Here is a 13,905-nt window from a genome sequence, read left to right on the forward strand (position 1 = left end):
AGGATGAGAAAATGAAAAATATTTACTTCTTTATTCCGATGCTATTTGCTCTGAATGGTATCCCCCCTGCATTTGGTGAGATTTACTGGAGCAAACTGGACTTAATGGAAAAAACGCTATGTAAAGACCTGATGAAAGGTGAAAGCTATCATGAAGTGGATATTTGTATTTACCGGATGCTTTCTGACTCGACAGAAAAACTTGAGCAGCGAAATAAAGAAACAATAAAATATCTCTCCAAACTAAAGGCTTTTGATGACTCAGAGGATGCAGTTAAGCTTTTCAAAAAAGATCAAACTGCGTGGAAGAATTATGTTGTCCATCGTTGTGCGTATAAGGGGCACCCGTATGAGAAAGATAGCCCCATGTATTTCTCAAATAAAAGTCTTTGTGAGGCTGTAGAAAACTACAGAAGGATTGAATCGCTAGAGGGTGAACTCAATATACCTTAATACTCATGCTTTAAGTAAGCGTGTCGCACTAGCGACGATGTTATCTTTTCATTATTTATAAGTTATTCTGGTAGGAAGTGAAATAATACATGGAGAGCGAATGTGAAAAATAAAGAAAAACATGCTATTCAACCGAATGAACAATTTAAAAATGGCCTTCTTATTAATCTGTTATCTCTGAAGAAATACTCGAATTGATGATGAGGCTATGCCCTCCTCTGATACAGTCGATTCAACGTAATCTTGTTGAAATGATAACGTCAAATGGACGTAATTTTTTTTATCAGGCTTGGTACACTGTCAGTACATTAATGATGCTTATTCTTAGAGGTTGTTAAAAATGTCGAGTGTTATTTATTTACAGTTGACGGGTGATAAACAGGGGTTGATTTCTTCTGGTTGTTCAACGTTACAGTCAATTGGTAATAGAAACCAAATTGGTCATGAAGACCAAATTCAAGTGTTAAGTTTGAACCACTCAATGAGTTATAATGATAATTTATCATGCCATCCCGTTGAGATAATTAAACTGATCGATAAATCATCCCCGTTACTTGGTGTTTCTATTTCTTCCAATGAAAAGCTAAGTGCAAATTTTTTCTTATATAGGATCAATTCTGCTGGGCAACTAGAGTTGTTTTATGAAATAAAATTAACAGATGTTCGTATTGTCGATATTTCTTGTAATTATCCACACTCGATTAGTGACAATGAAGTCATGCCATATGAGAAAATTTTATTAAAGTATGGCTCTATATCATGGGAGCATAAAGTAGCTGGAACATCAGGTTATAGCGTCTGGAATGATAGTGGTTTTTAGCTTTATTCAGTAAGAAAATATATAGCCATCGATAATTATTTATTTATGGCTATTTTCCTTCATTTATCGACCGAGCCATCACCAAACAAAAGAGAGGCTAGGCAGTTAGCTCAACATACCTTAGTGCGGCTCCATTGGTTAAGTGTGTCGTGTTGCCAATGGTGTTTCGCCGTCGGCGGCGTTATCTTTATGTATCTGACAGCAACAGGGATAGCATTTTGTTATGGCAGCACAGTTCACGGGTTTTTCTCAGGCGGGGCTAACGTTTCTTCAGCAGGTGCGACAGAATAACGATAAAGCGTGGTTTGACGAGCATCGCGCGGTTTACGATGAACAACTGGTTGCGCCGTTCCGCATGCTGGTGAATGAGCTCAGTCTGACCATGTTGCAGATTGACGACCATTTTGAAACGCGCCCGGCTATCGGCAAGACGCTCTCCCGTCTTCACCGCGATACGCGCTTTTCTCACGATAAATCACGCTATCGCAGCCATATGTGGCTGACCTTTAAACGTACACGCAAAGACTGGACCGACGCGCCGGTGTATTTCTTTGAAATTACGCCGGATACCTGGCGCTACGGTCTGGGTTATTACAGCGCAACGCGCAATACGATGGATCTGTTTCGTCAGACGCTGCGCGGTAATCCGTCCCAGTTTCTTGAGATTGCGAACTGTCTGGGAGAGACCTTCACGCTGGAAGGCGAAAGCTACAAGCGCCCGTTGATTAAAGGTCAGCCGCCGGAACTGGCTTACTGGTATAACCGTAAATCATTTGCTGCGATATGCACCCGGCAGGATATGGAAGCGCTGTTTTCCGGCGATCTGGTGACGCGTCTGTCACAGGGTTTTACCCAGCTTGAACCGCTCTATCATTACCTTATGAATATTGAAACCATGAAGAAGGCTGCGCAGGAAACGGAGTCCAATACGCGGGCTTTTTCGGCGGACACGTGGTTTGAACGGTAGAGACAGCCTGCGTTACGGCATTTTCTCGCGTTCCGGTCGTTTTTTGTCTCGTTCCAGTAAGTAGTTAAACAAATAGCCCTCTTCCTGATTGTTGCCGAAGGTGGTGATTTGCAGACGGTCATCGTCAATGCAGGTGAGCAGTATTTTCACCTGCTTACCGAAGCTGCTTTCGCCTTTGCCAATGGCCTGCGTGTTGCTCATCTGACGGGCGGTGAAGGAAGAATCATCCAGCTTGCTCGCGTAGCGGAATGCAATGGACGCGCCACCTTCAATCTTACCGCGTTGGTTTTTCATCGTCAGGCTGACCGCGTGGTAGGGCGCTTTCTGATCGTACATTTCCCGAAAATACTCCCCCATATTGCGGTACTCCTTGGCAGAAAGCCCTGACATCACATGTTCATAGCTGAATGAACCGTGGAAGCAGGACGTGCTTTTCACGGGGGTAATCGGCGAAGGTAGCGCGTGCTGCGCGATGTCATTCAGGTAGCGTAGCCGATTTAACTGTTGTTGATAGCGCTGACGCAGGCACTCTTCGTCTTTACATTGATCGCGCGTGGCAAGCCAGCTGCGCTGAAACTGATTGAGCGTTTTTTCCCACGGCGCGCTGTTGCCAAAAGTCGTCAGGAATGCGCGGGCAGTTTTCCATGCCTGCGCCAGCTCATCGTCTAGCTGCCCGAGCAACGGGCTGGCGCAAATCATCGTTTCCTGCGCTGAGGCGGCTTTTTCGCAGGGAAAACTGACGGCTTGCGCCTTGTGGCTGAAAGTAATCAATGCCACAGCCGTGGTGATAATGGTCGTGAATGCTATCTTCATGGCGTGTCCTGTAATATGTCCCAAAAGGCGGCAATCAGCGGTTCGCTCAGCCGTTTTTTCTGTACGCAGACGCCCAGCTCAAGCGGCTCCATCACCTGTTCGATAAAGACAGAGACTCGGTTGCGCACCGGTTCCGGACTGTTTTCCAGCACCACATTGGGAACCAGCGCGATGCCGCAGCCCAGCGCGACCATCGAGACCATCGCTTCATGCCCGGAAATGGTGGCGTAAATCTGTGGGTTAGTGACGTGATTGCGGCGAAACCAGAGATCGATACGCTTACGCACCGGGCCATGTTCCGGCAGGATAAAGGGGATCTGCGACCAGTCCGGGTCGGATTGACGTACCTGCGACTGCACGGGGCAGGGAAGCGCCGGGATGATCAACGCCAGGGGTAGTTTATCGAGCGGCATGAAATCCACGCTGACAGGCAGCGCTTCTGGACGTCCCGCAATCCCTAAATCTCCGTCATTCGACTGAATTTTCTCTACGGCGTCGGCGGCGTCGCCGGTCGTCAGCTTGATTTCCACCAGCGGGTGCCGCGCCCGGAAGCGATCCAGAATCGGCGGCAGGTGGCTGTAGGCGGCGGTGACGGAACAGAAGATCCGCAGCTCGCCGCTTAATGACGGCCCATGCTGATCTATTGTATGGCGTAGCTGCTGGTATTGCAGCAGCGTTTGCTGGGCAAAGAGCTTCAGGTGCTCGCCGGCGTCGGTGAGCTGCACGGTACGGTTATCACGCAGAAACAGCGTCTGCCCTAAATCCTCTTCCAGCCGCTGAATTTGCCGCGACAGCGTAGACGGACTGATGTGCATCGCCTTGGCGGTACGGCCAAAGTGCCGGCTCTCCGCCAGATGCAGGAATAATTTGAGATCACGTAAATCCATGCGATGCAGGCCCCGTTTTTTATCTTGCCGCGGTTTTTTATCTTGCAGATAGTGCAATATGACGTTGTTAATATATCAATTTAAGCAACGCAATTCCTGTCATATGATGGGGTCATAGTGAATTCCCCTCTGGCGGGCATTCTTTCTCGAATAACAGACAAACAACACCGTATACGGAGCATGACATGGCAAACTACTTCAACACATTAAACCTGCGTCAGCAGCTGGAGCAATTAGGCAAGTGCCGCTTTATGGGGCGTGATGAATTTGCCGATGAGGCGAGCTATCTGAAAGGGAAAAAAGTGGTGATCGTGGGCTGTGGTGCTCAGGGGCTGAATCAGGGGCTGAACATGCGTGATTCCGGTCTGGATATCGCTTATGCCCTGCGTGCGGAAGCTATCGCGGAAAAGCGTGCATCATGGCGTAAAGCGACCGAAAACGGTTTTACCGTCGGCACTTACGAAGATCTGATCCCGCAGGCCGATCTGGTGGTTAACCTGACGCCGGACAAACAGCACTCCGCCGTGGTTCAGGCGGTACAACCGCTGATGAAACAGGGCGCGGCACTGGGTTACTCTCATGGTTTCAACATCGTTGAAGTGGGCGAGCAAATCCGTAAAGACATCACCGTCGTGATGGTGGCGCCGAAGTGCCCGGGGACGGAAGTACGTGAAGAATACAAACGTGGTTTCGGCGTACCAACGCTGATCGCAGTTCATCCGGAAAACGATCCGAAGGGCGAAGGCATGGCCATCGCCAAAGCCTGGGCTGCGGCCACTGGTGGTCACCGCGCCGGCGTGCTGCAATCCTCTTTCGTGGCGGAAGTGAAATCCGACCTGATGGGTGAACAGACTATTCTGTGCGGTATGTTGCAGGCGGGTTCTCTGCTGAGCTTCGACAAGCTGGTTGCTGATGGCGCCGACCCCGCTTATGCCGAAAAACTGATTCAGTTCGGTTGGGAAACCATCACCGAAGCGCTGAAACAGGGCGGTATTACGCTGATGATGGACAGGCTGTCTAACCCGGCGAAACTGCGCGCTTACGCACTGTCTGAGCAACTGAAAGGCATCATGGCGCCGCTGTTCCAGAAACATATGGACGACATCATCTCCGGTGAATTCTCCAGCGGTATGATGGCTGACTGGGCGAACGATGACGTGAAACTGCTGACCTGGCGTGAAGAGACCGGTAAAACGGCGTTCGAAAACGCCCCGCAGTTCGACGGTAAAATCGCTGAGCAGGAATACTTTGATAACGGCGTGCTGCTGGTTGCAATGGTGAAAGCGGGCGTTGAGCTGGCGTTTGAAACCATGGTGAGTTCCGGCATTATTGCAGAGTCCGCTTATTACGAATCACTGCATGAGCTGCCGCTGATCGCCAACACCATCGCGCGTAAGCGTCTGTATGAAATGAACGTGGTTATCTCTGATACCGCAGAATACGGTAACTACCTGTTCGCTAACGCAGCAGTGCCGCTGTTGAAAGAGACGTTTATGTCTTCGCTGCAACCGGGCGATCTGGGCAAAGCGGTCGCGGGCACCGAGGTGGACAACGCGCAGCTGCGTGATGTGAACGAAGCCATCCGTAACCACCCGATCGAAACCGTAGGTCGCACGCTGCGTGGCTACATGACGGACATGAAGCGTATCGCCGTTGCGGGTTAATTCCCATAGGGGATCGAAATAGAGGAGGGCACAGCATTCGCTGTGCCCTCTTTTTATCTGTGAACTCTTTTATCGCCGGACTTTTGTAGCAATAGCAAATGTGTGTGTTGTATCAAACGGACTTATATTCCGCTTCCGCCTGATTGAAGCGGTCGGTAATCGCTTTTGACGGCGCTTTACCCAGCAGGCTAACGATAAAAATGGTCAGGCTGTTGAAGATAAAGCCGGGGATGATTTCATACAGACCCAGCCAGGCGTACTGTTTCCAGATCAGCACGGTTGCCGCCCCGACGATCATGCCGAACAGCGCGCCATTGCGCGTCATGCGCGGCCACAGCAGAGAAATCAAAATCACCGGGCCGAATGCGGCGCCGAACCCAGCCCAGGCATAGCTCACCAGACCCAGCACGCGGTTTTCAGGGTTAAGAGACAGCCCAATCGCGATGATAGCCACGAGCAGCACCATTGCGCGTCCCACCCACACCAGCTCTTTCTGGCTGGCATTTTTGCGCAGGAATGGCTTGTATAAATCCTCGGTAATGGCGCTGGAACAGACCAGTAACTGGCAGCTTAGCGTACTCATCACGGCAGCCAGAATCGCCGACAGCAGCACGCCGGCAATCCAAGGGTTGAACAGCAGCATGGACAGCTCGATAAAAACGCGCTCGCTGTTTTGCGCCACGTTGCCGGCCTGATCCGGGTTATTGTGGAAGTAGGCGATGCCGAAAAAGCCCACCGTCACCGCCCCGGCCAGACAGAGAATCATCCAGGTCATACTGATGCGGCGCGCGCTGTGGATCGTATGGTGTGAATCCGCCGCCATAAAGCGCGCCAGAATGTGCGGCTGACCGAAATAGCCCAGCCCCCAGCCCATCAGCGAGATGATGGCGATAACATTCAGCCCCTTGAACATATCCAGATTTGCCGGGTTTTTCGCTTCAATCACCATGAGTGAGGTGTCTATGCCTCCCAGCGACAAAATGGCCATCACCGGCGTCAGGATCAACGCGAAAATCATCAGGCTGGCCTGAACGGTGTCCGTCCAGCTCACCGCGAGAAAACCGCCGATAAAGGTATAGGCGATAGTCGCGGCTGCTCCTGCCCACAACGCGGTGCCGTAACTCAAGCCAAAGGTGCTTTCAAACAGACGCGCCCCGGCGACCACGCCGGATGCACAATAAATCGTGAAGAAAATCAGGATCACTAACGCGGAGATCACGCGCAGTAATTTGCTGTTATCTTCAAAGCGGTGGGTGAAATAGTCCGGCAGAGTGAGCGCGTTGTGGTTGACTTCGGTATGAACGCGCAGGCGTCCGGCGACCCATTTCCAGTTCAGGTATGCGCCCAACGTCAGGCCGATGGCGATCCAGCTTTCCGAGATCCCGGAAATGAAAATGGCGCCCGGCAACCCCATAAGCAGCCAGCCGCTCATATCGGACGCGCCAGCCGACAGCGCGGTGACCACGCTTCCCATCCGGCGTCCTCCCAGAATGTAATCGCCAAAGTTGTTTGTTGCGCGATAGGCAAACAGGCCGATGAGAACCATCCCGAAAATATACACCAGAAATGTCACCAACATGGGTGTGCTAATTGTCATTCAACTCTCCACATTATTTTCCGTGCCGCTTTCGCCGCGACGCGGTGTTTTATCGTCACGACTTCAGGCCGGAACGAGGCCTGAAGGTGATAAGGATTTGCAATTGCTCCATTTGTTAACCAGGTTGCACAAAGTTGCAACCTGGTCGATATTGAAATTTCCCGATGTGCATCTTCTAATGACAGGAGTGGACGCTATGGGCTTTACCACGATGGGTGTAAAACTCAATGAGGAAACGCGCGAACGCATCAAGGCGGCGGCACAACGTATTGATCGTACACCCCATTGGCTGATCAAACAGGCTATTTTCCATTACCTCGAACGCCTCGAAAACGGCCTCGATACTCCTGAAACACCGCAATGGACGAACGTCAGCCACATTGAAGCGGAAGAGATTATGCCGCAATCTCGGGAAGAAGAAACCTACCAACCTTTTCTTGATTTCGCCGAGCAGATTCTTCCCCAGTCAGTTATCCGTGCCGCCATCACTTCCGCTTACCGACGCCCCGAGAGTGAATTAGTACCGATCTTGCTTGAACAGGCAAGACTTTCCGATGAAATGTCGCAGTTAACGCAGAAACTGGCCTATCGGCTGGCAGAGAATTTACGCGCTCAGAAAGCCGGAAGCGGACGTGCGGGGATCGTGCAAGGGCTGTTACAGGAATTTTCACTTTCTTCTCAGGAAGGGGTCGCGTTGATGTGTTTGGCCGAAGCGCTGCTGCGTATTCCTGATAAATCCACGCGCGACGTGCTGATCCGCGACAAGATCAGCCGGGGAAACTGGCAGGCACATCTTGGGCATAGTCCGTCGCTCTTCGTGAATGCCGCCACCTGGGGGCTACTGTTTACCGGAAAGCTGGTGGCGACACACAACGAAGCGCACCTGTCGAATTCGCTGAATCGCATCATCGGGAAACGCGGCGAGCCGCTTATCCGCAAAGGTGTCGATATGGCCATGCGGCTGATGGGGGAGCAGTTTGTAACCGGTGAAAGCATCGGTGAGGCGCTGGCGAACGCTCAAGAACGGGAAAGCAAAGGCTTCCGTTACTCTTACGATATGCTGGGGGAAGCGGCGCTGACGCAACAGGATGCCGATGCGTATCTGATGGCGTACCAACAGGCGATTCATGCTATCGGTAAAGCCTCTAACGGGCGTGGTATTTATGAGGGACCGGGGATTTCCATTAAGCTGTCGGCGCTGCACCCGCGCTACTGCCGCATGCACTACGAGCGCGTGATGGAAGAACTTTATCCGCGTCTGTTATCGCTGACGCTGCTGGCGCGCCAGTACGACATTGGCATCAATATTGATGCGGAGGAAGCCGATCGACTGGAGATCTCGCTCGATTTGCTGGAAAAACTCTGCACAGAACCCACGCTGGCGGGGTGGAATGGTATCGGGTTTGTGATTCAGGCGTATCAAAAACGCTGTTCGTTTGTGATTGATGCGCTGATTGAATTGGCACAGCGCACTCATCGGCGGCTAATGATTCGTCTGGTGAAAGGTGCGTATTGGGACAGTGAAATTAAACGGGCGCAGATTGACGGACTGGAAGACTATCCGGTTTATACGCGTAAGGTTTATACCGATGTGTCTTATCTGGCTTGCGCGCGTAAGCTGCTGGCCGTGCCGAATCTGATTTATCCACAGTTCGCCACACACAACGCGCAGACGCTAAGCGCCGTCTACCATATGGCGGGCAACAATTATTATCCCGGTCAGTATGAGTTCCAGTGCCTGCATGGCATGGGGGAACCGCTTTACGATCAGGTGGTTGGCGCCGTTGCCAACGGTAAACTGAACCGCCCATGCCGTATTTATGCCCCGGTCGGAACTCATGAAACGCTACTGGCTTATCTGGTGCGACGCCTGTTGGAAAACGGCGCGAATACCTCGTTTGTTAACCGTATCGCGGATACCTCAATGGCGCTGGAAACGTTGATTGTCGATCCGATTCGCGGCGTAGAGGCGCTGGTCAACGTGGAATGGAGCATGGGGGCGCCGCATCCCCGTATTCCGTTACCGCGTCAGTTATATGGCCGGGGGCGACTGAATTCGAGCGGGTTGGATCTCTCCAACGAGCACCGGCTGGCTTCGCTATCCAGCACGTTGCTGAGCAGTGCGTTCCGCCCGTGGCATGCCGAGCCGATGATCGTGGGGGAGAGCAACGCAAGCGACGCCAAACCCGTGGCGAATCCGGCTGATGCGCGCGATATCGTGGGCTATGTTCGCGATGCCGCTGTCGCGGACGTGGCGCTGGCGACAGAGACGGCGGCAGAGGCGGGCACGGTCTGGTTTGCGACGCCGCCCGCGGAACGTGCGGCCATATTGCTTCAGGCCGCCTCGCTGATGGAAAACCAATTGCAAAGCCTGATCGGGCTGTTGGTGCGGGAAGCGGGGAAGACATTCAGCAACGCGATTGCGGAAGTGCGCGAAGCGGTGGATTTCTTACGCTACTATGCGGGGCAGGCGCGGGACACGTTTACTCATGATGCCTATCGTCCTTTGGGACCGGTGGTTTGCATCAGCCCGTGGAATTTCCCGCTGGCGATCTTTACCGGGCAAATTTCCGCGGCGCTGGCGGCAGGAAACAGCGTGCTGGCGAAACCGGCGGAGCAGACGCCGCTGATTGCGGCACAGGCGGTGCGTATTTTACGCGAGGCGGGCGTGCCTGACGGCGTGTTGCAGCTATTGCCGGGACAGGGGGACACCATTGGGGCGGCATTAGTGAATGACCAACGTGTTCGCGGCGTGGTGTTTACCGGCTCAACGGCGGTTGCCAAAACCCTGCAACGCTGCATCGCCGACAGGCTCGACTCACAAGGGCGCCCGATACCGCTGATTGCCGAAACCGGCGGGTTGAATGCGATGATTGTGGATTCGTCAGCCCTGACGGAACAGGTGGTGAATGACATTATTGCCTCTGCGTTCGACAGCGCCGGACAGCGCTGTTCGGCGCTGCGTCTGTTATGCCTGCAAGAGGAGGTCGCGGATCGCACGCTGGAGATGCTGCGCGGCGCGATGGCGGAGTATCGGATGGGCAATCCTGAACGGCTGTCGACCGACATCGGTCCGCTGATTGACGCCGAGGCGAAAGAGAACGTGGAGCAGCATATTCAGACGATGCGGGCAAAAGGCCATACCGTGTTTCAGGCCGCGTATCCGCAGGATGAAGAGGCGTGGAGACGGGGAACGTTTGTGAAGCCGACCCTGATCGAATTGGGCGCTGTCGGTGAGCTGAAAAAAGAAGTCTTTGGCCCTGTGTTACACGTTGTCCGTTATCAGCGTCAGCAATTGGATGACGTGATTGCGCAGATCAATGCCGCAGGATACGGCCTGACGCTGGGGGTCCATACGCGGATTGATGAAACCATCCAGCGCGTGACGAGCAGGGCGAAGGTGGGGAACCAATACGTCAATCGCAATATGGTGGGTGCCGTTGTCGGCGTTCAGCCGTTTGGCGGAGAAGGCTTATCGGGAACCGGGCCGAAAGCCGGGGGGCCGCTTTATCTGTATCGGTTGCTGGCGCATCGCCCTGACGAGGCGATTGTGGATGCGCTCACGAAGCTGAACGGCGGGCAGGCGCCGGATGTCGCTGACCGAACATCGTTGCAGGCGGGGTTACAGGCGCTTGAGGCGTGGGCGATCGCTGGCGAACGTCCCGCTCTGGCCATGTTGTGCCAGCGCTACAGAGAGCATAGCGTCAGTGGGATAACACAATTGCTGTCAGGCCCGACAGGCGAAAGCAATACTTACACGCTGTTACCGCGTGAGCCGATTTTGTGTCTGGCGGATAACGATGCAGATCGCCTGATTCAAGTGGCCGCAGTGCTGGCGGTCGGCGGCAAACTGCTGTGGCCGGAAGGCGAGCAGGGTAAAGCGCTGTTTGACCGCTTACCCGCAGAGGTGCAGTCGCATATTCAGTTTACGCCTGACTGGCAACGTAGAGAGTTTCATGGCGTGATTTATCATGGCGATGCCGACCGGTTACGGCAGTTGAGTAAAACGCTTGCCGAACGCGACGGTGCGATTATTCAGCCGTTGGGCTATGCGCATGGCGATACTCGCATTCATCTGGAACGGCTGCTGACGGAACGCGCGCTGAGCATCAATACTGCCGCCGCGGGCGGTAACGCTAGCCTGATGACGATAGGTTAAGCGTGGCGGGTTCAGTAAAAAAAGCGCGCCCGCCTTCAGGTCTGGCGCGCTCTTTACCTTCATTGTCGATGAAGCATGTTAGCGACGGTACAACACCTTGATCACATGATAGCCAAACTGGGTTTTCACCGGGCCAAACGGCTTCAGTAATTCGCAGGAAAAGACAGCCTTATCAAATGAGGGCACCATATCGCCTTTACGGAATTCCCCTAAGTCCCCCCCGTTACGTTTTGACGGGCAGGTCGAATATTTCTGTGCCAGCGTCTGGAAATCGGCGCCTTTTTCCAACTGAGCAAGAATATCGTTAGCCAGCTGTTCGGTATCCACCAGAATATGCAAGGCTGATGCGGTGTTTGCCATGTTGCTACCTTTTTGCAAAAGAGATTCCAGTGTGCAATGTACCATTTGCAACGCAAGATGTGGACCGCGATGTGCTTTCCTTAATCGCGAATCTCTGGTCAAGATCGGCAATGCTTTCTGCTACAATCGCCTTCCATTTTATGAGTGAGCAGGATCGCTATGCGCTTAAACTCCAGCCAGCAACATGCCGTCGAATTCGTCACCGGACCTTGTCTGGTGCTGGCGGGTGCAGGTTCAGGCAAGACCCGCGTTATCACCAATAAAATCGCTCACCTTATCCGGCAATGCGGCTATCAGGCCCGGCATATCGCCGCCGTCACCTTTACCAACAAAGCGGCGCGGGAGATGAAAGAGCGCGTGGCGCAGACGCTGGGGCGCAAAGAAACGCGCGGGTTGCTGATTGCGACCTTCCATACGCTGGGGCTGGAAATCATCAAGCGCGAATATGCGGCGTTGGGGATGAAATCCAACTTTTCATTGTTTGACGATCAAGACCAGATGGCGCTGCTGAAAGAGCTGACGGAGCAGTGGCTGGAAAATGATAAGACGCTGTTGCAACAGCTTGTTTCGACGATCTCAAACTGGAAGAACGATCTGATCGATCCCGCGGGTGCGGCTGCGACAGCGCGTTCCGAACGCGACAAGCTGTTTGCGTATTGCTATTCGCTGTATCACGAACACCTGCGCGCGTGTAACGTGCTGGATTTTGACGATCTGATTTTGTTGCCCACGCTGTTGTTAAAGCAAAATGCCGAGGTGCGCGAACGCTGGCAGAACCGCTTACGCTATCTGCTGGTGGATGAATATCAGGACACCAACACCAGCCAGTATGAGCTGGTTAAGCTGCTGGTCGGCACCCGCGCGCGTTTTACCGTCGTCGGCGACGACGATCAGTCGATTTACTCCTGGCGCGGCGCGCGCCCACAGAATCTGGTGTTATTGCAGCAGGACTTCCCCGCGCTTGAAGTGATCAAACTGGAGCAGAACTACCGCTCTTCCGGGCGGATTCTGAAAGCGGCGAATATCCTGATTGCCAATAACCCGCACGTCTTTGAAAAACGGCTTTTTTCGGAGCTGGGGTATGGCGATGAGCTCCGGGTGGTCACCGCTAATAACGAAGAGCATGAAGCGGAGCGGGTCGTGGGTGAGCTGATTGCCCATCACTTTATTCGCAAAACCCAGTACGGCGACTATGCGATTCTGTATCGCGGTAACCATCAGTCGCGCCTGTTTGAAAAAGTGCTGATGCAAAACCGTATCCCGTACCGTATTTCTGGCGGCACCTCTTTTTTCTCTCGTCCTGAAATCAAAGACTTACTGGCCTATCTGCGCGTGCTGACCAACCCGGATGATGATAGCGCGTTCTTGCGTATTGTGAACACGCCCAAACGCGAAATCGGCCCGGCTACGCTGAAGAAGCTGGGAGAATGGGCCGGTCAGCGTAATAAGAGCCTGTTCAGTGCCAGTTTTGATTTAGGGCTAAGCCAGTTATTGACCGGGCGTGGGCTGGAGTCGCTGCAACGCTTTACACAATGGATGGCGAACATCGCGCGTCTGGCGGAAAGCGAGCCGGTTGCCTCCGTACGTGACCTGATCCACGGTTTGGACTACGAAAGCTGGCTGTATGAAACCTCGCCCAGCCCAAAAGCGGCGGAAATGAGGATGAAGAACGTCAATCAACTGTTCAGTTGGATGACGGAAATGCTGGAAGGCTCCGATCTGGACGACCCCATGACGCTGACGCAGGTGGTGACGCGCTTCACGTTGCGGGACATGATGGAACGTGGCGAAAGTGAAGAAGAGCAGGATCAGGTGCAGTTAATGACGCTGCATGCATCCAAAGGCCTGGAATTCCCCTACGTCTTTTTGGTCGGGATGGAAGAGGGCTTGCTGCCGCACCAAAGCAGTATTGATGAAGATAACGTTGACGAAGAGCGTCGTCTGGCCTACGTAGGCATCACGCGCGCGCAGCGTGAGCTGACTTTCACGTTGTGTAAAGAGCGCCGTCAGTATGGCGAGCTGGTTCGTCCTGAACCGAGCCGTTTCCTGCTTGAACTGCCGCAGGATGATTTAGCGTGGGAAACGGAAAGAAAAGTGGTGAGTGCACAAGAGCGGATGCAAAAAGGTCAGGCGAATGTCGCCAACATCCGTGCGATGTTGGCGAAAGCAAAGGGGGAGTAAATTCC

General features: G+C 53.2%; 10 protein-coding genes. 6 read left to right on the top strand and 4 right to left on the bottom strand.

Translation table 11 applies throughout. The annotated features are described in order from the left end of the window. Window positions 1–11 precede the first annotated feature (11 nt). From EDC54_RS11875 to EDC54_RS11885, 3 genes are all read left to right on the top strand, one after another. On the top strand, window positions 12–452 hold the full coding sequence (locus EDC54_RS11875) for a lysozyme inhibitor LprI family protein (RefSeq protein WP_132456436.1): 441 nt from the start codon (window positions 12–14) through the stop codon (window positions 450–452). A gap of 340 nt (window positions 453–792) precedes the next feature. Then, a complete protein-coding gene (locus EDC54_RS11880; RefSeq protein WP_132456438.1) occupies window positions 793–1,272 on the top strand; it encodes an Hcp family type VI secretion system effector in 480 nt (159 codons plus the stop codon). A gap of 223 nt (window positions 1,273–1,495) precedes the next feature. Next, the gene (locus tag EDC54_RS11885) at window positions 1,496–2,239 is read left to right on the top strand and encodes a DUF2461 domain-containing protein (protein WP_132456440.1); all 744 of its coding nucleotides are present in this window, start codon (window positions 1,496–1,498) and stop codon (window positions 2,237–2,239) included. Window positions 2,240–2,251: 12 nt separating this feature from the next. On the opposite strand, the gene EDC54_RS11890 is transcribed toward EDC54_RS11885, so the two are convergent. Together EDC54_RS11890 and ilvY are read right to left on the bottom strand one after the other, a co-directional pair. Next, window positions 2,252–3,052, bottom strand: coding sequence for a lysozyme inhibitor LprI family protein (locus EDC54_RS11890; RefSeq protein WP_132456442.1), 801 nt, complete (start codon window positions 3,050–3,052; stop codon window positions 2,252–2,254). Beyond that, the gene (gene ilvY, locus EDC54_RS11895) at window positions 3,049–3,939 is read right to left on the bottom strand and encodes an HTH-type transcriptional activator IlvY (protein ID WP_132456444.1); all 891 of its coding nucleotides are present in this window, start codon (window positions 3,937–3,939) and stop codon (window positions 3,049–3,051) included. Before ilvY ends, EDC54_RS11890 begins: the two co-directional genes overlap by 4 nt. 185 nt (window positions 3,940–4,124) lie before the next feature. Between ilvY and ilvC the strand changes: the two genes are divergently transcribed. After that, window positions 4,125–5,603: a ketol-acid reductoisomerase gene (gene ilvC / locus EDC54_RS11900; protein WP_132456446.1), complete on the top strand. Its 1,479-nt coding sequence runs from the start codon at window positions 4,125–4,127 to the stop codon at window positions 5,601–5,603. A gap of 112 nt (window positions 5,604–5,715) precedes the next feature. Here the strand turns inward: ilvC and putP are convergent, their stop codons facing one another. After that, a complete protein-coding gene (putP, locus tag EDC54_RS11905) occupies window positions 5,716–7,200 on the bottom strand; it encodes a sodium/proline symporter PutP (RefSeq protein WP_132456448.1) in 1,485 nt (494 codons plus the stop codon). A gap of 196 nt (window positions 7,201–7,396) precedes the next feature. On the opposite strand from putP, the gene putA reads away from it, so the two are divergent. Continuing rightward, window positions 7,397–11,359, top strand: coding sequence for a trifunctional transcriptional regulator/proline dehydrogenase/L-glutamate gamma-semialdehyde dehydrogenase (gene putA, locus EDC54_RS11910; protein ID WP_132456450.1), 3,963 nt, complete (start codon window positions 7,397–7,399; stop codon window positions 11,357–11,359). Between the two features lie 78 nt (window positions 11,360–11,437). On the opposite strand, the gene ppiC is transcribed toward putA, so the two are convergent. Then, a complete protein-coding gene (gene ppiC, locus EDC54_RS11915) occupies window positions 11,438–11,719 on the bottom strand; it encodes a peptidylprolyl isomerase PpiC (RefSeq protein ID WP_132456452.1) in 282 nt (93 codons plus the stop codon). A gap of 159 nt (window positions 11,720–11,878) precedes the next feature. Between ppiC and rep the strand changes: the two genes are divergently transcribed. After that, entirely contained in the window at window positions 11,879–13,900 is a 2,022-nt protein-coding gene (gene rep, locus EDC54_RS11920) for a DNA helicase Rep (protein ID WP_132456454.1), read from the top strand. Window positions 13,901–13,905 lie beyond the last annotated feature (5 nt).

It is taken from the genome of Samsonia erythrinae (assembly GCF_004342665.1).
Taxonomy (GTDB): Bacteria; Pseudomonadota; Gammaproteobacteria; order Enterobacterales; family Enterobacteriaceae; genus Samsonia; species Samsonia erythrinae.

Bases quoted from the DNA above. Each gene is read 5' to 3' on its own strand.
- putP (WP_132456448.1), bottom strand. From the start codon at position 7,200: ATGACAATTAGCACACCCATGTTGGTGACATTTCTGGTGTATATTTTC.
- EDC54_RS11885 (WP_132456440.1), top strand. From the start codon at position 1,496: ATGGCAGCACAGTTCACGGGTTTTTCTCAGGCGGGGCTAACGTTTCTT.
- ilvC (WP_132456446.1), top strand. From the start codon at position 4,125: ATGGCAAACTACTTCAACACATTAAACCTGCGTCAGCAGCTGGAGCAA.
- EDC54_RS11880 (WP_132456438.1), top strand. From the start codon at position 793: ATGTCGAGTGTTATTTATTTACAGTTGACGGGTGATAAACAGGGGTTG.
- EDC54_RS11875 (WP_132456436.1), top strand. From the start codon at position 12: ATGAAAAATATTTACTTCTTTATTCCGATGCTATTTGCTCTGAATGGT.
- EDC54_RS11890 (WP_132456442.1), bottom strand. From the start codon at position 3,052: ATGAAGATAGCATTCACGACCATTATCACCACGGCTGTGGCATTGATT.
- ppiC (WP_132456452.1), bottom strand. From the start codon at position 11,719: ATGGCAAACACCGCATCAGCCTTGCATATTCTGGTGGATACCGAACAG.
- putA (WP_132456450.1), top strand. From the start codon at position 7,397: ATGGGCTTTACCACGATGGGTGTAAAACTCAATGAGGAAACGCGCGAA.
- rep (WP_132456454.1), top strand. From the start codon at position 11,879: ATGCGCTTAAACTCCAGCCAGCAACATGCCGTCGAATTCGTCACCGGA.
- ilvY (WP_132456444.1), bottom strand. From the start codon at position 3,939: ATGGATTTACGTGATCTCAAATTATTCCTGCATCTGGCGGAGAGCCGG.